The sequence below is a fragment of the Luteimonas yanweni genome, assembly GCF_039548475.1.
Lineage (GTDB): Bacteria > Pseudomonadota > Gammaproteobacteria > Xanthomonadales > Xanthomonadaceae > Luteimonas.
This window is the reverse complement of the sequence record NZ_JBCLVC010000011.1, coordinates 124582-146620: the sequence shown is the minus strand read 5'-3', so window position 1 is coordinate 146620 and position 22039 is coordinate 124582. Positions and strand designations below refer to the sequence as shown.

The following is a 22039-nucleotide window of genomic DNA, read 5'->3' as shown; positions in this document are numbered from 1 at the left end:
GGCGATCCGCGGCCAACCACGGGGGAGCAAGGCCGCGGTGAGCGACAGATTTTCGGGGCTCCATGCGCTCCACCACAGGTGGCGCGGGACCCCTTAAAAACAAGGGGTTAGGAGGGTGTGCGCGCTGCGCATCACTGAACATGGGTGAAGTTCGCGCATTCCAGTCGGGCTGGTCTATCGCCAGGCTCGCCGACGAGCTGGGAATGGACCGCCGCACAGCCACGAAAAGGCTGCGTGATGCGGGCGTTCCGCCATGCGGAAAGCGCGGTGGCCACGACGTATATCGGCTCGCCGATGCAGCGCCGGCGCTGGTTGATCCCATTGGGCCCAGCGTCGAGAGCGGCGTGGTCGACCCGCGCGACCTGCCCCCGAAGGACCGCAAGGACTACTACCAGTCCGAGAACGAGCGGCTGAAGGTCGAGGTCACCATCGGCCAGCTGATCCCGGCGGTAGAGGTCGAGGCCGACTATGCCGAGCTGGTGAAGAAGGTGGTGAAGGTTCTGGACACGCTGCCGGACATCCTCGAGCGCGACTGCGCACTGGCACCGGAGGCTGCAGAAACCGTGCAGAAGACCTGCGATTCCATCCGCCAGCAACTCTACGAACTGGCGGTCGCCGAGGACGACGACGATGTTCGCGACCGCGCGTAGCGTTCGCCTGGACGTCGCCGAGGCACTCAAGCCGCCGCTCCGAGTGTCGGTGAGCGAGGGCGCTCGAGCCCTTCGCGTTACCAACGCGACCGGCAGCGGTGAGGACTGGGACTACAGCGTCACGCCGTACATGCGGCGGCCGCTGGACGCGACGAGCAGTCGCCGGCATGAAGCAGTGATCTTTGTGGGGCCCGCACGGTCCGGCAAGACACTGGCACTGGTCGACGGCCGGCTTGCCTACACGATCACCTGCGATCCCGCAGATACCTTGGTCGTCCAGTCGACGAAAGACGCAGCCGAGGACTACAGCAAGACGCGCATCAGGCGTGCGATCCATGAGAGCCCAAAGCTCAAGGAGCAGCTCAGTCGGCGCGCCCAGGACGACAACGTCCTGATGAAGTTCTTCCGGTCGGGGATGTCGCTCCGCTTGGGCTGGCCCTCGTTGTCCGTGCTCTCGGGCAAGGACATCAAGGTCGTCCTGATGACCGACGTCGACAACTTCACCGGCGATCTGAGCATCGATGAGGCGTTCGGATACGCGCTCAAGCGCATCCAGACTTTCATGTCCGGCGGCATCTGCGTGGCGGAGTCCTCGCCGGCGATCGACTACACCAACGGCAAGTGGACGCCGGAGTCACCGCACCAGGCCCCGCCAGCTGCCGGGATTGCGGCGCTCTACAACCGCGGCGATCGCCACCGCTGGTACTGGCCTTGCATGGAGTGCAAGGAGTACTTCGAGGCGCGGCCGGGCCTGGACCTGTTCGTGCTGCCGCCCAGCGACGAGCTCGCCGAGCGGGTGTTGCGAGAGGACACGCTGGCGCTGGCGCAGGCCTACGCGCAGATCTGGTGCCCGCACTGCGGCGCGCCGATCGAGCCGCGCTGGAAGAAGCAGCTCAACGCCGCCGGCGACTGGGTGGCGGAAGGGCAGGTGATCCACCCGGACGGGACGATCGAGGGCAACCCGGTTGCCTCGCGCACCACCAGCTATTGGCTGGGTGGCGTGGCCGCGGCGTTCCAGAGCTGGGAATCGCTGCTAGAGCGCTACCTGCAGGCGCTGAAGACGTACGTGACCACCGGCGAGGAGCGCCCGCTCAAGGCCACCACCAACGTCGACCAGGCGCTGCCCTACGTGCCCATGGCGGCGCGCTCGGACGGCAATCCTTCGGAGCTGCAGCAGCGCGCCGAGGAACTTCCCGCTGGCGCGGTGCCGGCCGGTGTGCGCTTCCTGACTGCCTCGGTCGACGGCCAGAAGAACCGGTTCGTGGTCCAGGTGATGGGTTGGGGGCTGGGGCCGAGCGGCGCGCTCGAGCGCTGGATCGTCGACAGCTTCTCGCTGCGCACCTCGCGGCGCGACGCCGGCGGTGCAGACGGCAGCTTCCTGCCGCTGGAGCCGTCGAAGTACATCGAAGACTGGGAGCGCCTGGTCGACAAGGTCATCCAGCGGCGCTACCCGCTGGCGGATGGCAGTGGCCGGTCGATGCCGGTGCGCGCCGTGGGCATCGACTGGGGCGGGTCGAAGGGCCACGCGCCGCGCGCGCTGGAGTTCTGGCGATCGCTGAAGAAGCGCGGCCTTCACTGGCGCGTGCGCCTGGTGAAGGGTGGCGGCGACGGCCGTAGCGAGTGGATGTGGCGCGAGACGCGGCCCGACGCCAGCAAGCGAAAGGACCGCAAGAGCGGATCCGTCGGCGACGTCCCGCAGCTGCTGCTCAACTCGAACCGCTTCAAGGACATGGTGGCCTCGAACGTGAAGCGCGCGGAGCCCGGCCCGGGCTTCTATCACTTCCCGGACTGGCTGCCGACCAGCTTCTACGAGGAGCTCACCGCCGAATCGCGCACGCCCACGGGCTGGCACAACCCCGGCAAGGCGCGAAACGAGCAGTTCGACCTCGCGTACTACAACGAGGGCCTGGCCCAGTGGCTCAAGGTGCCGGCCTTCAACTGGAACAGCCCGCCGCCCTGGGCGGCCGACTGGGACACGAACCCCGACGTGGTGGCCGACGGCGAGACGCCGCAGCCGCCGCCACCCACCCGACTGCGCAAGCCGCGGGTGATTCGCTCGAGCTACGTGAGGCGCTGACGCATGGCATGGACCACAACCGATCTGGCTGCGGTCGAGCAGGCGCTGCGCACCGGTGTCACCACCGTGAAGTACGGCGACCGGTCGGTCACCTACCAGTCGGCGAAGGAACTGCGCGCGCTGCGTCGCGAGATGCAGCGCGAGATCGCCGCTGTCGCCAACCCGCAGCCCCGCCGCAGCCGCACCACCCGCGTCTATCAGTCCGGCCGGGGCTGGTGAGGTGAGCGAGATCTTCGCCGCGGCCGGACAAGGCCGCCGCGCGCGCATGTGGCGCGCGACCAACGTGGGGCCGAATGCGGTGAACCTGGCCGGCGCCGGCGTGATCCGCGCCCGCGCGCGCGACCAGGTGCGGAACAATCCGTGGGGATCCGCAGCGCTCGACAAGTTGGCGGCCAACGGCATCGCCACCGGCATCCAGGCCAAGGGCGTGTGGGGCTCTCCGGAGCATCGCAAGGCCGAGGCCGCGCTCTGGAAGCGCTGGTACGCCGTGATGGACGCCGATGGCACCTGCGACGGCTACGCCCAGCAGGCTCTGGCCTGGCGTGAGTGGAAGGAGGCAGGCGAAGTCTTCGTCCGTTTCCGGGCGCGGCGCGAGAGCGACGGCCTGCCGGTGCCGCTGCAGGTGCAATTGATCCCCAGCGAGCAGTGCCCGAACGAGCTCTACACCACCGCCAGCAACGGAAACTCCGTGCGCGCCGGCATCGAGTTCGACCTGATCGGCCGCCGCGTCGCTTACTGGATGTACCGGGAGCATCCCGGGGACTACCACCAGGCCGTGAACGGCAACGAGCTCGTGCGTGTGCCCGCCGACCAGGTGGAGCACGTGTTCCAGCCGAAGCGCGCCGGCCAGATCCGCGGCACGCCGGACATCGCGCCGGCGCTGATGCGCATGTTCAACCTGGACCGGTTCGCGGACAACGTCCTCGAGCGTCAGGCCATCGCCAACCTGTTCCTCGGCTTCTACACCCAGAAGGCAGGCGAAGAGGAAGACGGCCCCGAGGGCGGGCAGGGTGCCCCGATCGGCGACGGCGCCGAGCCCGGCGCGGACGGCGTGCAGCTCGCGGGCATGGAGCCGGCGACCATGCAGGAGCTCCCGGCCGGCATGGACGTGAAGTTCAGCGACCCGCCCGACGCGGGCGCGAACTACAGCGACTACATGCGCAACGGCCTGATGGAGATCGCGGCCACCTACAACATCCCGTACGAGGTGCTGACGGGTGACCTGCGCAACATCTCCGACCGCGCGCTGCGCCTGATCCTCAACGAATTTCGCCGCGTCATCGAGATGTGGCAGTGGCTCACCTTCATCCCGAAGTACTGCCAGCCGATCCGCCAGCGCTACCTCGACTTTGCGGTGCTGGCCGGCAAGCTGGACGCGCCCGCCTACGCCGAGAACCGCGTCGAGGTTGCGGAGACCCTCTGGGTTCCGCAGGGCTGGCCCTACAGCCACCCGGTGCAGGACGTGGACGCCGACATCAAGGCGATCCGCGCCGGCCTGCAGTCGAAGTCCAGCACCGTGCTTGCCCGCGGCGAGGACCCCGAGCGGGTGGACGAAGAGATCGCCGAAGACAACGCCCGCGGCGACGCCTACGGCTTCGTGCTCGACAGCGACGCCCGCAAGACCAGCGCCGCCGGTCTCACCCAGGCGCGCTCGCCGGGGACCGCGCTGCCCGACACCACTGGAGATGACGCATGAACAAGGCCACGCGCCTGCTTTCCCGACTCGCCGGCCGGAGCAACCCGGCCCCCGTGGTGTCGGCGCTTGCCTTCGCCGCGCTCAACCGGCCACTGCTGGCGCATCCCGCCATGGCGCAGTCGCTGATCAACGGTTATCTGACCGGCGCCATCACCAGCGACGACACCATGCTGGCCACCGAGCGCGTGCCGCTGCAGGTGGCCACGGAGCAGGGCGTGACCACGGTGGGCACCATCGGCGTGCTGCCGATCACCGGTGGCCTGGTCAACCGGCCCATGCCCGGCGCCAGCGGCCCCGGCCCGATGAGCTACGTGGCCATCCGCGAGCAGTTCGACGACCTGCTGGCTGACGACGACGTCACCGCGATCGTCCTGCGCATCGAGTCGCCCGGAGGCATGGCCTCGGGTTGCTTCGACCTGGTCGACCACCTGTACTCCAGCCGCGGCGCGAAGCCGATGATCGCGCTGGTCGATGACTACGCCTACAGCGCGGCCTACGCCATCGCCAGCGCGTGCGACCAGATCTGGGTGAGCCGCACCGGCGGCGCCGGATCCGTGGGTGTCTGCTGCTCGCACGAGGACTGGAGCGGCTACAACGAGCGCATGGGCGTACGGGTCACCGAGATCTACGCGGGTGCCCGCAAGGTCGACTTCTCGCCGGACGCGCCGCTGAGCGACGAGGCGAAGAACAACCTGCAGCAGTGGGCGAACGACGACTACGACGTGTTCGTGGCCACGGTCGCCCGCAACCGCGGCATGCCGGAAGAGGCGGTGCGCGCGACCGAGGCCGGGATCTTCTTCGGCCAGCGCGCCATCGACGCGGGCGTGGCCGACCGGCTCGGCACGTGGGACAACCTGGTCGCTGACCTGGGCGCGCCCGGCGCCGACGCGCCGGAGCAGCCCGGTGACGATGGCGAGCAGGGCACGGGGATGGAAGGCTCGGCCGCCACCATCACCGGCGACGGCACTGGCGAAGCGCTGCCAGCGCTGGAGAGCGCTGCCGCCGGTCCGCTGCTCGAGGCGGTGGTCGACACCCTTACCCCCGAGGCCCTGATGACCCCGGAGCAGCGCAATCAGTTCGCGCGCGGCGCCATGGCCGATGCGGCCGCGGCCGCCAACCTTCCCGGCCCGGTGGCCCTCGCCCTGGTCCAGTGCATCGGCCACGACACGGACATCGGCGCGCGCGTCGAGCACGCCACTGCGGTCATCGACCTGGTGGCCGCGTCGGGCCTGGGCGTCGATCCCACGCCCTACGTCCGCAAGAACACCGAACTCGCGCAGGTGCGCGCCGACCTGCTCGAGGCCAAGGCCAAGGCGGATGAGGCGGTACCGGTGCAGACCACACTCCCGGCCAATTCCGCCGAGAAGCCCAAGCCGGCCCACCGGCTGAATCCCTCCTCCATCTATCGCAAGCGAGGCTGATCATGAACATCCGACTCACCGCGGTGGCCACGGCCGCTTTCCTTCTGGCCGAAGCCAATGGCGAGCGCAGCCGCGCGCTCTTCACCGTCCCGGCGAACACCGACGCCATGGTGCCCGGCACCATCGTGGCTGCCGACGGCACGCCGGCGGCGACCGCTGCCGACGCCGTGGGTGTGCTCTACGGAGCCGTCGACGAGTCCACCGTGGTGCAGAAGGCGACCGTGATCGCCCGCGATGCCGAAGTGCACGGCGAGTTGCTCGCCTGGCCGGACGCCACCACCGACGCCACCAAGACGGCCTACGCCGAGCAGCTGGCCACGGTCGGCATCGTCGTCCGCTGGACCGAGCGCCCGACGGGCCTGGAGACGGACGCCGGCCTCGCCGACGACCTGCCGCCGGTCGAACCCGAAGTCTGATCCACAGCTACAGCATCGCCCCACGAAGCCCCGCACCCGCGGGGTTTCGGCGTTCTGACAACCCCGTTTCCGCTGCCCCAGGAGGCACACCATGGAACTCGAAACCCTGCTCGCGCTCGGCGTTCTCCAGATCGACCAGCTGACCGCCGACATCAACGACCTGCCGTTCACGCCCACCCGCATCCGCGACATGGGCCTGTTCGAAGAGCAGGGCATCACCACCACCGTGGCCATGATTGGTCTCGACGGCAGCAAGCTGACGCTGGTGCCGGCCGTGCCGCGCGGCGCGCCCTCCCAGCCCAAGGCGCTCGGCCCGAAGTCGGCCAAGCCGTTCATCGTCCCCCACCTGCCGCAGCGCTCGACCGTGATGGCCGACCAGCTGCAGGGTGCCCGATCGTTCGGCGCCAACGGCGCGTCGGAGTACGAGTCGGCGGCCGAACGCGTGACCGCGCTCAACGTGGTGCACCGCCGCGACCTCGACTTCACCATCGAGTACCACCGCTTGGGCGCCATCAAGGGCACGATCCTGGACGCCGACGGCAGCGAGATCTTCGACCTCTACGACGAGTTCGCGGTCACGCAGCCCACGGAAGCTTTCGCGCTCGCCACGGCCACGACCAAGGTGCTGACCAAGACCATGTCCGCCAAGCGGAAGATCGAGGCGGCGCTCGGTGGCATCCGTCCCCGCGGCTTCCATGCCTTCGTCGGTTCGGAGTGGCTGGACAAGTTCGTCGAGCACGAGAACGTGATCCGGGCGTACGAGCGCTACCAGGAAGGCGCGAAGCTCCGCAGCGACAATCGCAGCGGCTTCGAGTTCGGCGGGGTAGTGTTCGAGGAGTATCAGGGCTCGCACGACGGGTCCAACCTGATTGCGCCGACCGAGGGCTTCATGTTTCCCATCGGCGTGCCGGGCATGTTCATCACCCGCTTCGCGCCGGCGGACTACGTGGAGACGGTCAACACCGTGGGCCTGCCGTACTACAGCAAGGCGCAGCCAATGGACTTCGGCAAGGGCATCCAGCTCGAGTCGCAGTCCAACCCGCTGAATCTCAACACCCGTCCCGCGGCGGTGGTGAAGCTCACCACCAACTGAGGCACGGGGCCGGCTTCGGCCGGCCCCTTCCTCCGGGAGGATCACCATGAGCAACCACGGCTTGGACGACCTGGACGCCATCATCCACGGCGCCATGAGCGCAGCCGGCATCGCGGATCGCGCCGAGTACCGCGCCACTCCGGATTCACCGGCCGTCGCCTGTCGCGTGTTCGTGAACCGCGCCATGCAGCAGATGGGCGACTTCGGCCAAGTGTCGGGAGCGCGCGTGCTGATCGAGATCCTGCGGGCGGACGTGGCAAACCCGGTGCGCGGCGCCATCGTGACTCTGCTTGATCCGAGCACCAGCCTGCCAACGGGAGAGGCCTTCCGGCTTGAGAGCCTCGAGGCCGGTACCGACGAGAGCATGTCCCGCTGGGTGGTCGGCAATGGCCAGTAAGACCTACCCCATTCTTGAAGCTGTCGGCGTACAGCTGGCGGCAATCCGCGTCGATGCCGGGTTCAACACCGACATCGGCACCAACATCTTCCTTGACGACCGCCAGCGCGAAGGCAACGCGCGGCCGTCCATCTGCATCGGATCAAGGTCCGGACGCATCAGCCGCAGCGACGAACGGAACGGCTCTGGCCGCGTGCTGTCGGCCAAGGCCCGCGGCATGGACCTGATCATCGAAGCGGCCATGTCGGTCGGCGCCGATGGTGCCCACGACGCCGGCCACGAGATGCTCGAGGACATCGAACGCTCCTTCGACGCTCGCACCTGCGCTGCTCCGCTCGGTGTCATCGACGTGCGCCTCGACAGCTGGCAGATCCTCGACCGCCCCGACGGCATCGACGCCGCAGTGCTGCAGATCCTCGGCAGCGTCGACTACGTCCGCAAGTAACTCCGGCCCAGCCGGCACCCCCCGAAGCCCCGCATCCGCGGGGCTTTTTCGTTTCCAAAGGAGCTCCCCATGTCCGGTCTGGTTTGCGCACTCGACGTGCGCGTGCGTCATGTTGATGGCGATGGTGTCCCCACCGGCGCCTACATCGGCCTCGTCAACCCCGTGGTCCTCGCCATCGAAACCCCCGAGCCCGAGCGTCAGCAGCGCATCTCGAAGCTGCGCGACAGCTTCGGCCAGGCGCTGGACGAGATCGTCACCCCGCAGCCCACCACCCTCAACTTCAGCACCGACGAGACCGGCGATGCCGAGGTCCTGGCGTGGTCGGTCAACGGCCAGGTGGGCGATTACACCCAGGCGGCTGCCACCGTCGTGGAGCAGGAAATCACCGTGGTGAAGGGCGACTGGTACCGGCTGCCGCACCGCATGGTGAGCGAGCTGGTGGTCGAGCCCGTCGGCGGCGGCACCGCCTTCGAGCCCGACATCGACTACCAGCTCGATCCGGCCAGCGGCATGGTCAAGTTCACCCAGGGCGGTGCCATCGCCTCGGGCCCAGTCGACGTGTCGTACACCGCAGCCGCGGTCACCGGCAAGAAGGTCGGCGCCGGCAGCCGCGCCAGCATCCAGGTGCGCATCGAGGGCGAGGGCATCAACAAGGCCAACGGCAAGCGCGTCTCCGTCCTGGTGCGCCGCGCCAGCCTGTCGGCCTCCGGCGCCATGGACCTGGTGGGTGACGACTTCCTGGTCGCCGAGCTCACGGGTACCGCCCTGCGCGTGGGCCAGAACGACCCAGTCGAGATCGTCCTCTTCGACTGAGGCCAGCAGCACCGCAACACCGTGGCATCCAGCGCCGGCCCTCGTGGCCGGCGCTCCTCTTTCCGGCTAGGGGGTTATGGCCAATCGCGCTGACTTCGACATGCGGGGCGCACGGCGCCTCGCCGATCGCTTGACGCGATCGAAGGGAAAGGCAGTCGACGTCTCGCAACGCGCGGTGTCGACGCTCCAGCGGCGCCTCCGGCCTGAGACCGCCCGCGCGATCTCGACCGACGTGCTCAACCTGTCCGCGCGGCGCGTCTCGCCGTACGTGCAGGTGGACCGCCGCAAGGTGGCAGGCGCCGACGTGCTGACCGTGTCGACCGCGCGCACGCGCATCCCCCTCGCCGACTACACCCCGCGCGTCAGCCGCAAGGACGGCGTCACGGTCACCACCTGGCGGGATGCCGGCCCCAAGCGCTACCCGCACGCCTTCCGCCGCAAGGACAAGGCCGGAATCTGGCAGCGCATTCCCTCGGGCAAGCACGGCGTAAACCCCACGCCCAGCGGCCTGGTGCAGCGCCTGCCCATCGTGGAGCGCAAGGGTCCGTCCATCCACCGCGTGTTCGTCCACGGCGGCCGCTTCGGCACGCACGTCGACCTGCGCCCGCGGCTCGCCGCATTCGTTGAAACCACGCTCGCGCAGGAAGTGGCGCGGCTCCTGAGGGTGCCCCGCTGATGGCCGGCAACACGTACGAAGAGGTCCTCCGGTTCCTGATCGAGGCCAAGGGCGACGAGAACGTCGCGCGCCTGGCCAAGCAGATCCTGTCGCTGGGCGACGCCGGCGAGGAGGCGCAGACCCAGACCGCGGCCATGCTCGACGAGTTCGGCAAGGCCAAGGGCCTGTCGCGCACCGCTGACGACTTCCGCACCCTCGGCACCCGGGTGGTGGAGCTCACGCAGCGCTACGGCGACCTGCGCACGCGCACCGAGGCGGTGGCCACTGAGATCGCGGCCGCAGAGAAGCCGACGGCGCGCCAGGAGCGCGAGTTCGCGAAGCTCACGCGCCAGCTCGGCGAGACCGGCCGCGAGCTGTCCGATGCGCGTGGGCAGTGGTCGACGCTCCGCGGTGTGCTGGAAGACAGCGGCGTCGCCACCCAGCGTTACTCGGACCTGCAGGAGCAGGTGGCGCAGAAGCAGCGCGCCGCGGCCGACGCGATCCGCGACTACGCCGCCCAGCAGCTCGAGGTGCGTGACGCCGCGCGCGACACCGCCAACCGCCTGGAGGAGCAGGACGAGGCCTTCCGCAAGCAGGTGGCCGCCGGCCGCCAGGCTAAGGAGGCGCTCGAGGCCTACCGGGAGCGCGCTGCAGCCGCGGCCGACGAGACCAAGAACCTCGCCGGCGCCGCCCAGGCATCCACGGGGATCCTGAGTGCAGTGAAGACCGCCGCCGCTGGCGTGTTCGGCTTCTTCTCCGTACGCGGGATCGTCGACGGCATCAAGGCGATCGTCACCGAGGGCTCGAACGCCGAGGACGAGCTCGCGCAGCTGCAAGCTGTCCTGCAGTCCACCGGACGCGAGGCCGAGTTCACCGGTGGCGAGCTGCAGAAGCTGGCCGACGACCTGGCCGAGGTCTCCCGCTTCAGCGCCGGCGAGATCGTCAACGCCGAAACCCGGCTGCTGAGCTACACGAATATCCTCCGGGACGAGTTCCCGGACGCGATGCAGATCGTGGTCGATCAGTCCGCGCGCCTGGGCATCAGCCTGGAGCAGTCCGCGGAGATCGTGGGCCGCGCGCTGCAGACGCCCACCAAGGCCATGGAGGCGCTCGGTCGCCAGGGCTTCGTGCTCGAGGACAGCCAGAAGGCGCTGCTGAAGCAGCTGGAGGCCACGGGCCGCGAGGCCGAGGCCCAGCAGATCATCATGGACCTGCTGGTCGAGTCATACGGCGGCGCGGCCGCGGCGCAGAAGCTGAACAATGCGCGCGGGCTGTGGCAGAGCCTGACGGAGCGGATCCGAGACTTCCAGACCCAGGTGGCCGAGGCCGGCGTCCTCGACTACTTCAAGCGCCAGATGGCCGACCTGCTGGAGTCAGGGAAGCGGCTGGCTGCTGACGGCACGCTCGCGCGCTGGGCCAAGCAGACGAGCGACGCGATCGTCGCGGTCGCCGAGGCCGTGCGCGGCGGTACGCGGTTCCTGGTCGACCATGCAGGCGCGCTGGCCTTCATGGGCCGGGCGTACGCCGCGCTGAAGCTGGCGCAGTGGGCGGTGGCGCTCAACGGCTGGCGCGTCGCGCTGGTGGCATCGACGCAGGCCGCCCTGCTCAATGCGGGCGCGCTGGACAGGAACGCCGGGGCCGCCACGCGTCTGGGCCGCGCCGTCCGCGCGATCCCGACGTCGATCAAGATCGCCGTGGCGCTGGTGGGCATCGATCTCGCCATCAAGGGCTCGCGCGCGTTGGGCGAGGCACTGGCCAAGAACAGCGACGCCGCAAAGCACGCCGCCGAGATCTCGGGGCGGGTACGGGAGCAGCTGCGCCTCGAGGCGCAAGCGCGCGCGGAAGTCATGGCCGGCCTGGCCGAGTACAGCAAGACGGCAGTCCTCACCGCGGACCAGGTCGCCTCGCTCAGCGACACCGAGCGTGAAGCCTACGAAAAGCGGCTGGCCGGTCTGCAGGACTACCTGCGCGCCCAGCTCGGATACCTGCTGCGGCAGAAGGAGATCGGCCTTGCCACCCAGGAGCAGCTGGCGCAGCTCGCCGAGCTTCCGGCGCGTCTGGCCGCAGTGCGCGCTGGCTACGTGGCGATCGGGGACGGCGTGCGCCTCGCGGCGACCGCCATGGAGCAGGTGCTCAGCCCGGCCGCGCAGCGGATCATCGAGAAGCTGGGCCAGATCGACCGCGACGGGAAGCTGGCCGCATCCTCAATCCGCGACCTCTTCGACGGCCTGAACTTCGTCGAGGGCAATGCGCTGGGGGACGTGGGCCTGGCGCTGGCCCAGATCGCCGTGCAGAGCGCCGGTGCTGACCGCAACGTGCGCGACGGCCTGCAGGCGACCCTGCGGCAGCTCAGCGGACAGGACCTGCTCCGCTTCCAGTCCGCAGCTCTGGCCGCCTTCGCCGAGTTCAAGCGCGGTCCAGCCGAGACAGCGGCGGTACTCGACAGCACGCTGCTCGCGGCCATGGAGCGCCTCGGGATCTCTGCCGAGCGCATGGGGCTGCGCTTCACCGACGTCGGCCGCGATGCCACCGCGGCGTTCAGCACCATCCTCGAGAACGCCAACGCCACCAGCCAGCAGATCGAGACCGCGTTCTCGGCCGCGCTGAGCAAGGTCGCGACGCTCGAGGAGGCGAAGGCGCTCGGCGCGCTGCTCAAGCAGGCCGGCCTGGACGGGAAGATCGGATTCGACGAGGCGGAGCGCGCGGGCGCTGCGCTGGAGAACCGGATCCGCGGCATCACGAATGCCATGGACCCGCTCAACGACCAGTTCGCGCAGCTGGGTATCCGTTCGAAGGCCGAGCTCGACGCTGCTGCAGACGCGGCCCGCAGCGCCTTCGAGGCCATCCGCGAAGGCGCCAGCCGCGGCGAGGCGGCGGTCGAGGACGTGCGGGCGGCCTTCCAGAAGTACTCCGAAGCCGCGCGCGCCGCGGTGGCCAATTCCGACATCTACGCCCAAGCCGAGGTGGAAGCGAAGTTGCGGGTGCTCGACAGCATCCACAACGTCAACGCCGGCCTGGACGAGATGGGCCGGAAGGGTCGTGAAGCTGGATCGGGCATCGTCGAAGGCGCGAGCGGAGCGGCCAGTGCGCTGACCGAAGTGGCTGGTGCGGCCGAGCAGGCTGCCGCCGCACAGGACAAGGTCGCGAAGTCCGCTTCCACGGCTGGATCCAATGCCTCACTCGCCGGCAGCAAGACCGGGGAGTTCAAGGCCCAGCTCAGTGGCCTCACCGACCAACTGGTCAAGGCCTACTTCGCCGCCAACCGCTACGTCAGCAGCATCGACACCGGCATCTGGTCCGAGACCGTGAACCGCATCACCGCAGCGCACCGCCAGCAGGCCGAGGCCCTGGCACGCGTCAACGCCGAGATGGACGAGCAGCTGGCGAAACAGGATCCGCTGGCCAAGCAGATGGAGCGGCTGAAGGACCAGTACCCGTATCTGGAGGAAGCCCAGCTTCGGGCGTCCGCCGAGAAGTCGAAGCGCCTCGAGGACGAGAGGCAGCGGGCAGCTGATGAGGCGAAGCGGCTGCGCGATGAGGCGCGTCGCGAGCGTGAAGCAGCGCTGGCGAACTCCGGGGCCACTGCAGCACCGGTAAGCGGCCCCGTGCAGAGTGCCGCGATTGTCGAGCGCCGCGTCGCAATGGATCTCCGCACTGACGAGGGCGACTTCACCCTCGAAGTGCCTCGGGACCAGGAAGAGCTCGCGTACTCGGTGTTTGCCGCGCTCAACCAGGCCAAGCGCATGTCCACGCGCGCCATCGGGCGAGGAAACCGCCGATGAGCACCCTAGGCCTGATCGATCTCCCTAGCGACATGCGCTGGGTCGACGAATACACCTGGCTGCCAACTGCGTCCCAGGTGGAGGTCGCCTGCAACGGCGCGCTGTGGGTGGAGGAGAGCGCCCAGCTTGCCGGGCGTCCCATCACCTTGGAGAGCGGTACCGACAGCGCGACGCGGCACTGGGCCCTCGCCACCCGCGCCACCGTCGACGCCCTGCGCGCCCTGGCCGCGGTAGTGCACGCCGCGCCGCTGGTCTTGGCGCTCGAGGACGGCCGCAGCTTCAACGTCCGCTTCCGGCATCACGACGGCATCGCCGTCGAGGCACGCCCCGTGCGCCACATCGTCCCGCACCACGCGGACGACTTCTACCACATCACCCTTCGCCTCATGCAGGTCTGACGAATGTCCGAGATCAAGCTCTTCCGGCCCCAGCGCCTGACCGACAACCCCGACGGCGGCGGCCTGGCCACGGCCACCGTGGTGGTCGATGGCGAGGTCAACAACGTCTTCGACGACATCAGCCGGATCGACCGCGTCAACGGCGAGCTGTCGCTGCGCAAGGTATTCGCCATCGCCGATACCGAGGACACCGAGCTGTTCTCGGACCTCCACGCGATCGTCCAGGCGCCCCCGCTGGATCCGCGCGTGTCGAGCGTCATCTTCCGCACGAACACCGGCTGGGGCGACGAGCGCGAAGACGCGCAGAACTACGTCGAGCGCTACCTCGACCCCTCCGTGATCACCCGGATGATCCCGTACGACCGGCAGCTGCAGGGTCAGCGCACCGTCCTGGTCTACCAGCGCGCCGAGCTGGGGCTCCCGGAGATCGGCGAGGTCTACGCCCTGGTGAACGACACCACGGGCGCGAGCGAGTTCTTCCGCGTGCAGGACATCGACCACGAGGTGCAGACCTTCACCGACGAGCGCGGTGACTACTCGGCCCGCATCATCACCCTGACCATCAGCCAGCCGCTGTCGCGCGAGTTCCCGGGCAGCCAGCCGAACCGCTTCTTCAGTGCCGGCCCCACCGCGAGCCTGGTCCGCCGGACGATCGCGAGCGACGCGGCGCGCTTCCGCGGTGTGGTGCGCCTGGCGCAGGACGCGCAGGTGGGCGACCTGACGGTGAAGGTGGAGTCGATCTTCTCGCAGCTGGTGCCGGCGGCGACCAGCGAGACCGCGGTGACCGATGCGCCTCCGGCCGGGACGGTGTCGCTGGTGGCGGCAGCGGTGAACCGCGTCACCGCATCGGATACCTCTCTTCGTGACTGGACCTTCCCGACCTCGATCGAGCCTGGCTCAATCACGCTGGCTGGCTCCTTGACCGGCGCCGATGACGCTATGGGGCGCCTCGTTTTCTCCAACGGAAACGTCGGCGGCTCTGTGGACTATGTCCAAGGCGCAGCAACTCTCAACTCGGTCCCTGGCGGTGTCAGCTTTACGTACCGGCCGGCCGCCGCAGTTTCGAAAGCCGCGCACACTGAGATCACCCCGGTCACTCTGAGCAATCGGGGCTACGTCTACCCGATCACGTTGCGGCCGATCCCGGCAGCCGGCTCGCTCTCCGTGAGCTTTCGCGCGCAGGGCCGCTGGTACACCCTGCAGGATGACGGCAGCGGCGCGCTGCGCGGCGACACCGGCGTCGGTGTGGGCACGGTCAACTTCCAGACCGGCACGGCCTCCGTGTCCCTGGGCGCCATGCCCGACGTTGGCTCCGCCATCGTTTGGGCATGGGGCATCGCCTCCGAGTACCAGATCCGCACCGGCGACATCGAAATCCAGCCGCCGCGCTTCCGCTTCCAGCTCACAGAGGGAAACTGCGAGCCCGGCACCCTGCATTGGACCTGGTTCTCTGGCGGCACCCAACGAACGGCTGCGGCCGCGGCCGACGGCACGATCTCTGGCGCCGCCGCTGGTCGGGTGATCCACGCGACTGGCGAAGTGCTGCTGCTCCCCGCGGTGCTGCCTGACAGCAACACGCTGTTCACCGCGGAATACGAAGCCGGCACCAACACCACCGAGGTCTTCACGCCGAGCGCGAGCGGTGGCTCCGTGGTGCTCACGTTGTCGAACCTCCCGCGTCCGGGCTCCTTGGCGCTGACCTTCCAGACGTTCGGTGAAGGTCGGTACGGCGAGACCCTGACGACCCAGGTCGCGCTGACCGACGATGGTGAGGGTGGCCTGGTGAATGCCGCCGGGATCCCGGTGGTCGGCGCGAGCGTCGCGTACGCGACCGGTGTGGTCACCATTCCAACCACCTACATGACGCCGAGCGCGTCGATGATCCGGGGCGACTACGCCGGCACGCTTCCCACTCGGGTCCAGGCGGTCGACACCCAGCGCTACGGGCTTTCGCAGATGCTGGCCCGGCGGATCCTCGGCACCGAGACGGTCAGAGTTCTCGCGGGCTTCATCAACGGGTCCCCGGTCTCCGTCACCTACAAGGCCGACGACGTCGTCGACGCGGAGATCATCGAAGATCATCCCGCCGGGTCGCTGGAACTCGACCTGACGCCTGGCGTGACCAATCGCGTTGTGCCGGGCGGTGTCAACTTCAGCTTCCAAGGCCGCACGTACTTCGAGCGCGCTGGCACCCTGTACTACGGCTCGGACAGCCGCGCGAGCACGGCGACGCCTGCCGGCACCTTCGACCACGCGAGCGGCATCGCCTCCATCACCGCCTGGCAGGGCGGGGGCGCGCCGGACCTCACCGTGCGGGCGCTGCTGACGGAGGTGGCGGCCATCCCCGTGTTCGTGGTCCATGGCCGCACGCCGGGCGCGCCTCTGCGTCCCGGCACGTTCACGATCCGGGCGCTGCGAGCGCGTGACAGCGTCGAGCTCATGGCCACTTCCGACGCCAACGGCAACCTGACCGCACCGGGAATCCATGGCGTTGTCGACAGCGTCAACGGGGTTTTCAGCGTGGGCTTCGGTGCCTACGTCCTGGACAGCTCGCTCTACCCGCCGGATCGCCTGGAGCCGTGGTACAGCCCCGAGTTCATCGACGACGACGGCTACATTTGGCGCCCGGAGGAAGTGCTCCCCACGTCGGTTCGCTTCAACTGCGTGGTGCAGGTGTCCCTGCCGATCGACCCCGCCATCATCAAGGTCAACCCGGTGCGCCTGCCGATGGATGGCCGGGTGCCCGTGGTGCGCGCTGGCGATACCCTGGTGATCCACGACCCGCATCCTTACACACTGCCAAACCCGCTCACGCCCGGCGCGCTGATCACGCTGCCGCGGGACGGGCTGGCCAACGTCGCGGTGTACGACCAGGTCGGCCTGGGCGTGCCGTTGAGCGCGCTCGGGGAGGTGGACCTCGAGGCCGGCGAGATCACAGTGGCGGATCCGCTGGACCTGGGCGGCTACGTGTTGCCGCTGGTGGCGATCCACTCGGTGGAGGACATGGCGCTCTGTCTGGATGCCCAGATCACAGGCGAGGTGGCGCTGGCCCAGCCGCTCACCCACGACTACACCGCCGACAACAGCCTCCTCAGCACCGCCCTGATCCTCGGCGATGCCCAGGCCCGCTACGAGCACCTGTTCGCGCAGAACACGTGGACGAGCGTCTGGAGTAACGACCTCATCGGGTCGCCACCCACTGGCGGCGCGCAGTACAACGACGCCCTGTTCCCGCCGGTCGTGGTGAACGCCCACGCGATCACGCAGCGGTGGCGGCTGGCGTTCACCAGTGCGACCAACTTCAACATCATCGGCGAGGGGCTCGGTGTCATCGGTACCGGCACCACGGCCACCGTCGCCGCTCCCATCAATCCTGCGACAGGCGAGCCCTACTTCGAGATCTTGCCGGGCGGCTTCGGCGCCGGCTGGGCGAATGGCAACAACCTCCGCTTCAACACGGTGGCGGCTGGCGGCCCGATCTGGATCGCCCGCACGGTGCTGAGCGGCCCCGCGACCCACGAGGACGACCGCATCCGCATCCAGACCCGCTGGGACAAGGACTGAGCCATGGCCGATCCCGCGACCGACACGACGTATCCGACGATCCTGGACCTGCTACCGCACGTACCGCCGAACGCGCGCGAGAACGATCCTGGCCTTGAGCATGACATCGTTCACACCCGCGCAAACGCTGTCCTCAATGCCCTCATGCGCCTGGTCGGTACGGTGGATGCGGCCGATCCGTTGTCGATTCTCGGCCGGCTGCTCCTGATCGAAGAGGGCGGGGTCGTTAATACCATCATCCCCGGCGACGGAATCTCGGTAGACAACACGGATCCAGAGAACCCGGTTGTCTCGGCCACTAGCACTTCCAACGACCTCACCATCATCACCGAATCCAGCGCCTTCACCGCTGATCCGGTAGTGCACGCCGGCCTGCACCGCTACATCCGGGCCGGCGGTGATGTGACGTTCGACAGTGCCGAGACCTATACGGAGGGACAGGTGTTCAACATCAGATCCATAGGGGCGCTGGAGCTGGTCGGTGCCGGAGTGACTCTGAGCCCCACCTATGGAGGCACCCTGGATCTTGAGTTCGGGATGGGCGTGCAAGTGGTGATGACCGGCCCGACGACAGCCGATGTGAACGGCCTGACGGTCGCGGCATGAATTACGGCTTTGTTATGATGGCGGCCGGACGAGCCGGCCCTAGGCCGTGGACCCCAGCCGATCTTTCTGCCCCCCCCAAAGTGTGGGTGGACTGGGGCAGCAGCATCACGAATGTCTCTGGAAGCGCCAGCGCCTGGAGTAATGCCAAAGGCGGCTTTGGTGGCCAATTTACACAGGCCACCGCCAGCCGAAGGCCGCAAATAATTACCCTCCCGGATGGAAAGACCGCGCTGCGTTTTTCCGGCGTCGGGCCGCCAATCATGGATGGCAGCACGCCAATCAGGGCGCTGTATCGCAATGCCACAAGTGGATGGGCGTTCATTGTCGCTCGGAGGATTTCTCTTGACGTGTCGCCAGTGACCCGGCCGGTGCTATACGTCCAGCAAGGGGCGAGCACGAATCCGCGGGCGGCGGTTTACACCGGAGCCGGATCGGCAGGTAACGCCAATAAATTCGCTGGCGGTTCCGGGCGGGTAGATGGATCTTCCCCGACTGTGGTATTTGGCTCTGCCCTAGGCACTGACCTAGAGATTATCCATACAGATTTCGGCTGGTCAGGTGGGTCCATAACACTGCACAGAACTGGAGCGCTTGCCGCAACCGGCTCGCTTCCGTCTTCGGGGAGTACGTCAGACACGATATCCGGGGGCGTGTTCCTTGGTGGATTCACCGCCAGCCTTGTGGCAGACGCTGATGTTTTAGCGGTGCTGGCGGGGAGCAGTGCACTGGCGTCGGATGATCGCCAGAAGCTGGAAGGCTGGGCAGCATGGGAGTGCGGGCTAGAGGACAGACTGCCCCTGGGCCATCCGTATAGGCTCGAAAGGCCGATGGTCGAGCTTGGGGCGCCTGCAGGTGCTGCGCTTGAATCTGTATGGGTTGGGGGTGCTCGGTGAGCGGGGTAAGCGTGGTGGCAAAGGTCAGCAGGCCGGCATCACTGCGGCTGGCCGTCGATGTCTCGTCTGCGTTCACCAGCCCTGTATTCTCCAGTGCGGTGGAGGCCATTGACGGAACTGCACGACTTGAAGTTGATGGCCTATCGCCTGCCTCCGAATACCATTGCGCAATTGAGATAAACGGCGTGCTTGACACTGGCATGGCAGGAAGGTTCACAACGCTTCCGCCTTCTGGGCCGGCGTCCTTCATGTTCGCCCTGTCCGGCGACGCCGACACGGGATCGAATCATCAGGTTTTCAACGAGGTCCTAAACCATGGCCCGCTGTTCTTCATTCACCTTGGTGACCTGCACTATGAGGACATCGCTGTAAACGATGTTGGCTTGTTCCTGGCTGCATATGACACCGTTCTGGCCGCGCCTAGACAAGCCGAGTTGTATCGCCAGATTTCCACGCTATACATGTGGGACGACCACGACTCTGGGCCGGACGACGGGCACGGCGGATCTCCGGGGCGTGACGCCGCTTGCGAAGCTTATCGTCAGCGGGTCCCCCATCCGCCGCTGGTGGAAAGTGGCATAACAGATGCGATCTACTTCGTGTACGAGGTTGGCCGGGTGATGTTCATCTTCACCGACCAGCGGTCAATGGCGAGCCCCAAAGGCGCTCCGGACAATGCATCGAAGTCTATTCTCGGTGCTGCACAGAAGGCTTGGTTCAAAGGGCTGCTGTCTGACCCAGCGAACGGCGACAAGCTGTTTGTATGGGTGTGCTCGCGCGTGTGGGGCGGCGTACCCACGACGGGCGCGGACCACTGGGGCGGATTCACGACCGAGCGCCGGGAAATTGCGGACCACGTTAAGGCGCATTGCGCCAAAAGGTTCTGCGTGCTGTCCGCAGACATGCACAGCCTCGCCATAGACGCCGGCAGCAACCACGACTTCGCCACCGGCGGCGGAGCTCCTATGCCGACGTTCCAAGCCTCTCCGTTGGACAGGAGGGGGGCCGAAACCTACGGCGGGGCAGCCTATAGCCAAGGCGGTCGGCACATGGACAACGGCCTGTTCGGCACGATGGAAATCACCGACACGGGCGGAGGCGGTATCGGCGTGAGCTGGAAGGGGTACAACACTGCGGGCAGCCTGCTAGTGCAGTACGACTGGGCGGCTCAAGTGGATCCGGTGGCGCCATGAGCGTTCGGCCGTATCGGGCTCCCACGCCATACCGGTCGGCAGCGCTTTTCCGTCCAGGGTGGCGCTCGGGCACTTCCTACCGCACCGGAACTCCCTATAGGAAGCCGTCGCTGTATCGCGGGGACGATGGTCGTACCGGCGTGGCCGTTCCACGTTTCGGGTCATTGGGTGGGCTGTGGTGGGACGCGGCATCAGTCGGATCCGCGATCACTGCAGCAGCGTTCGAACAATCCAATGAAGCGGGCGCGTCAGCCCAGGTCGCCTGGGGCACCAGCTCAAGTTTCAGCGCCAGCCAGGCTCTTCCCTCCCCATGCCCTGAATCGTTCGAAGGGACCACGCTCATGCGCTGGGAGGCCACCAGCGTGCACGCATGGCGCTCCGCTGCCTTGCGGGTTGAGGGAATGGCAGCGGAAGGCTCGCTCTCGGCCCTGCCCTGGGACGCGACTGGCGTGCGTGAGGCGCGCTTCGCGGCGCTCCCTTCCAGGGCGCTGGACCCACATTCGGGAGCTATTGCACTGCCGTGGCGGCGCTATCTGGGTCACGCAGCGTCGGCCTCGTTGTTCTGGCGCCGCATTGCTGAGCGCGGCGGCTTCGTCGCACTCCCATGGTCGCCGATCGCCGCGCGCTCCAGCTCCACCGTCATCGTGTGGCCGCCGACCCCGCCGGTCGACGACGACACCATCCTTGTCCCCGACCTTCCGGTGTACGTGATGCTCCCGACCATGACCGCCGTCCGCCTGCCGGACCGCACGCCGCTCCCGCTGCTGTCGATCTCGCTCAACGAAGAGCGGGGCGGCTACCCGTGGTCATTCAGCGCGCCGATGCGCCGCGAAGGCCTCGACCTGGTGAACCCCGACGACGGCACGCTGCCGGAGATCGAGGTGACCATCAACGGCTATCCGTGGACGCTGGTGGTGGAGGCCTACGACGACAACCGCCGCTTCGGCAGCAACACCGTCAGCCTCCGAGGCTTCAGCCGCTCGACACTGCTGGCGGCCCCGCACGCGCCCACGCGCACCTACACGGCCGATTCCGACCGCACCGCTGCCCAGCTCGCTGAGGAAGAGCTGCCGACCGGCTGGACGCTGGTCTGGGATGCGGTGGACTGGCTGGTTCCCGGCGGAACCTTCAGTTACGCCGACCTGGCGCCCATCGAGGCGATCGCGCAGCTGGCCAGCGCGATCGGTGCCGCGATCGAGAGCGATCCGCAGGAGCGGAAGATCCGCGTGGCGCCCACCTACCCGGAAAGCCCGTGGGCATGGGGTGAGGCCGCACCGTACGCCGTGCTGCCGGCCGGCGTGCTGGCCAGCGGCTCGAGCACCTGGAAGGGCGGCACCAACGCCGACGGCGTGTACGTGTACGCGCAGAACGCCGGCAGCGGCGCGTTCGTGAAGCTGGCCGGCAGCGCCGGTGCCGTGCAGCTGCCCATGGTGGTGGATCCGCTGATGGTGCACGCGGACGCCCAGCGCGAGCGCGGCCGCCAGGAGCTGGCCGCCGCGGGGCGCGCGCGCACGGTGCAGCGGACGGTCCCCCTGTTCCCGACGCCGGCGCCCGAGGGCATGCCGGAGCTCGGCGTGGTGCGCACCGGCGTGCTGCTCGAGATCGAGGACACCGACGAGACCTGGGTGGGCATGGTGGTGGGCGTGCGCATCGACGCGCAGCGCCAGGGCCGCGCCTTGAGCGTGCGCCAGCACCTGACGATCGAGAGGCAGTACCGATGAGGGTCTGGGACGAGTTCGACCAGGTATCGAGCGACCCGCTCCAGGTGGCCGTGGTGCTGGAGCACAACGCCGACGGCACCACCACCGTGCAGTTCCCGAACGGCTCGACCCTGAAGGTGATGGGGCAGGGCGTAGGCGTTGGTGACTACGCCTTCATCCGAGGCGGCGAGATCCGCGGCGAGGCGCCCCCCGTGGTCCCCGTGACGTTGGAGGTGTGAT

General features: G+C 68.2%; 18 protein-coding genes. All 18 read left to right on the top strand.

From position 1 onward, the window contains the following. Positions 1-140 precede the first annotated feature (140 nt). Complete coding sequence (locus WCE39_RS07995) at positions 141-650, top strand: DUF1441 family protein (RefSeq protein WP_343276156.1); 510 nt, start codon at positions 141-143, stop codon at positions 648-650. After that, entirely contained in the window at positions 631-2727 is a 2097-nt protein-coding gene (locus tag WCE39_RS07990; RefSeq protein WP_343276155.1) for a terminase gpA endonuclease subunit, read from the top strand. Before WCE39_RS07995 ends, WCE39_RS07990 begins: the two co-directional genes overlap by 20 nt. Before the next feature lie 3 nt (positions 2728-2730). Next, the gene (locus WCE39_RS07985) at positions 2731-2946 is read left to right on the top strand and encodes a phage head-tail joining protein (RefSeq protein ID WP_343276154.1); all 216 of its coding nucleotides are present in this window, start codon (positions 2731-2733) and stop codon (positions 2944-2946) included. A gap of 1 nt (position 2947) precedes the next feature. Next, positions 2948-4423, top strand: a complete 1476-nt coding sequence (locus tag WCE39_RS07980) for a phage portal protein (RefSeq protein WP_343276153.1) — start codon at positions 2948-2950, stop codon at positions 4421-4423. Next, complete coding sequence (locus WCE39_RS07975; RefSeq protein ID WP_343276152.1) at positions 4420-5844, top strand: S49 family peptidase; 1425 nt, start codon at positions 4420-4422, stop codon at positions 5842-5844. Before WCE39_RS07980 ends, WCE39_RS07975 begins: the two co-directional genes overlap by 4 nt. A 2-nt stretch (positions 5845-5846) precedes the next feature. Beyond that, complete coding sequence (locus WCE39_RS07970) at positions 5847-6260, top strand: head decoration protein (protein WP_343276151.1); 414 nt, start codon at positions 5847-5849, stop codon at positions 6258-6260. Positions 6261-6351: 91 nt separating this feature from the next. Continuing rightward, complete coding sequence (locus tag WCE39_RS07965; RefSeq protein WP_343276150.1) at positions 6352-7353, top strand: major capsid protein; 1002 nt, start codon at positions 6352-6354, stop codon at positions 7351-7353. A gap of 46 nt (positions 7354-7399) precedes the next feature. After that, positions 7400-7750, top strand: a complete 351-nt coding sequence (locus WCE39_RS07960; RefSeq protein ID WP_343276149.1) for a head-tail joining protein — start codon at positions 7400-7402, stop codon at positions 7748-7750. Beyond that, complete coding sequence (locus WCE39_RS07955) at positions 7740-8195, top strand: hypothetical protein (RefSeq protein WP_343276148.1); 456 nt, start codon at positions 7740-7742, stop codon at positions 8193-8195. The genes WCE39_RS07960 and WCE39_RS07955 overlap by 11 nt, the downstream gene beginning before the upstream one ends. Positions 8196-8264: 69 nt before the next feature. Further along, positions 8265-9008, top strand: coding sequence for a phage tail tube protein (locus WCE39_RS07950; RefSeq protein WP_343276147.1), 744 nt, complete (start codon positions 8265-8267; stop codon positions 9006-9008). A 175-nt stretch (positions 9009-9183) separates the two neighbouring features. Continuing rightward, positions 9184-9684: a hypothetical protein gene (locus WCE39_RS07945; protein WP_343276146.1), complete on the top strand. Its 501-nt coding sequence runs from the start codon at positions 9184-9186 to the stop codon at positions 9682-9684. Then, positions 9684-13445: a Laminin subunit alpha-2 gene (locus WCE39_RS07940; RefSeq protein WP_343276145.1), complete on the top strand. Its 3762-nt coding sequence runs from the start codon at positions 9684-9686 to the stop codon at positions 13443-13445. The genes WCE39_RS07945 and WCE39_RS07940 overlap by 1 nt, the downstream gene beginning before the upstream one ends. Further along, positions 13442-13843: a hypothetical protein gene (locus WCE39_RS07935; protein WP_343276144.1), complete on the top strand. Its 402-nt coding sequence runs from the start codon at positions 13442-13444 to the stop codon at positions 13841-13843. Before WCE39_RS07940 ends, WCE39_RS07935 begins: the two co-directional genes overlap by 4 nt. A 3-nt stretch (positions 13844-13846) precedes the next feature. Beyond that, on the top strand, positions 13847-17407 hold the full coding sequence (locus tag WCE39_RS07930) for a hypothetical protein (RefSeq protein ID WP_343276143.1): 3561 nt from the start codon (positions 13847-13849) through the stop codon (positions 17405-17407). 3 nt (positions 17408-17410) lie between these two features. Continuing rightward, positions 17411-18013 (top strand): hypothetical protein, encoded by a 603-nt coding sequence (locus tag WCE39_RS07925; protein WP_343276142.1) that lies wholly within the window; start codon positions 17411-17413, stop codon positions 18011-18013. Between the two features lie 1141 nt (positions 18014-19154). Next, positions 19155-20099, top strand: a complete 945-nt coding sequence (locus tag WCE39_RS07920; protein WP_343276141.1) for an alkaline phosphatase D family protein — start codon at positions 19155-19157, stop codon at positions 20097-20099. Between the two features lie 401 nt (positions 20100-20500). Then, positions 20501-21820 (top strand): hypothetical protein, encoded by a 1320-nt coding sequence (locus WCE39_RS07915; protein WP_343276140.1) that lies wholly within the window; start codon positions 20501-20503, stop codon positions 21818-21820. Then, positions 21817-22038, top strand: coding sequence for a hypothetical protein (locus WCE39_RS07910; RefSeq protein WP_343276139.1), 222 nt, complete (start codon positions 21817-21819; stop codon positions 22036-22038). The genes WCE39_RS07915 and WCE39_RS07910 overlap by 4 nt, the downstream gene beginning before the upstream one ends. The last annotated feature ends 1 nt before the right edge of the window (position 22039 follow it).

Bases quoted from the DNA above. Each gene is read 5' to 3' on its own strand.
- WCE39_RS07995 (WP_343276156.1), top strand. From the start codon at position 141: ATGGGTGAAGTTCGCGCATTCCAGTCGGGCTGGTCTATCGCCAGGCTC.
- WCE39_RS07990 (WP_343276155.1), top strand. From the start codon at position 631: ATGTTCGCGACCGCGCGTAGCGTTCGCCTGGACGTCGCCGAGGCACTC.
- WCE39_RS07985 (WP_343276154.1), top strand. From the start codon at position 2,731: ATGGCATGGACCACAACCGATCTGGCTGCGGTCGAGCAGGCGCTGCGC.
- WCE39_RS07975 (WP_343276152.1), top strand. From the start codon at position 4,420: ATGAACAAGGCCACGCGCCTGCTTTCCCGACTCGCCGGCCGGAGCAAC.
- WCE39_RS07970 (WP_343276151.1), top strand. From the start codon at position 5,847: ATGAACATCCGACTCACCGCGGTGGCCACGGCCGCTTTCCTTCTGGCC.
- WCE39_RS07965 (WP_343276150.1), top strand. From the start codon at position 6,352: ATGGAACTCGAAACCCTGCTCGCGCTCGGCGTTCTCCAGATCGACCAG.
- WCE39_RS07960 (WP_343276149.1), top strand. From the start codon at position 7,400: ATGAGCAACCACGGCTTGGACGACCTGGACGCCATCATCCACGGCGCC.
- WCE39_RS07955 (WP_343276148.1), top strand. From the start codon at position 7,740: ATGGCCAGTAAGACCTACCCCATTCTTGAAGCTGTCGGCGTACAGCTG.
- WCE39_RS07950 (WP_343276147.1), top strand. From the start codon at position 8,265: ATGTCCGGTCTGGTTTGCGCACTCGACGTGCGCGTGCGTCATGTTGAT.
- WCE39_RS07940 (WP_343276145.1), top strand. From the start codon at position 9,684: ATGGCCGGCAACACGTACGAAGAGGTCCTCCGGTTCCTGATCGAGGCC.
- WCE39_RS07935 (WP_343276144.1), top strand. From the start codon at position 13,442: ATGAGCACCCTAGGCCTGATCGATCTCCCTAGCGACATGCGCTGGGTC.
- WCE39_RS07930 (WP_343276143.1), top strand. From the start codon at position 13,847: ATGTCCGAGATCAAGCTCTTCCGGCCCCAGCGCCTGACCGACAACCCC.
- WCE39_RS07925 (WP_343276142.1), top strand. From the start codon at position 17,411: ATGGCCGATCCCGCGACCGACACGACGTATCCGACGATCCTGGACCTG.
- WCE39_RS07920 (WP_343276141.1), top strand. From the start codon at position 19,155: ATGTTCGCCCTGTCCGGCGACGCCGACACGGGATCGAATCATCAGGTT.
- WCE39_RS07915 (WP_343276140.1), top strand. From the start codon at position 20,501: ATGGCAGCGGAAGGCTCGCTCTCGGCCCTGCCCTGGGACGCGACTGGC.
- WCE39_RS07910 (WP_343276139.1), top strand. From the start codon at position 21,817: ATGAGGGTCTGGGACGAGTTCGACCAGGTATCGAGCGACCCGCTCCAG.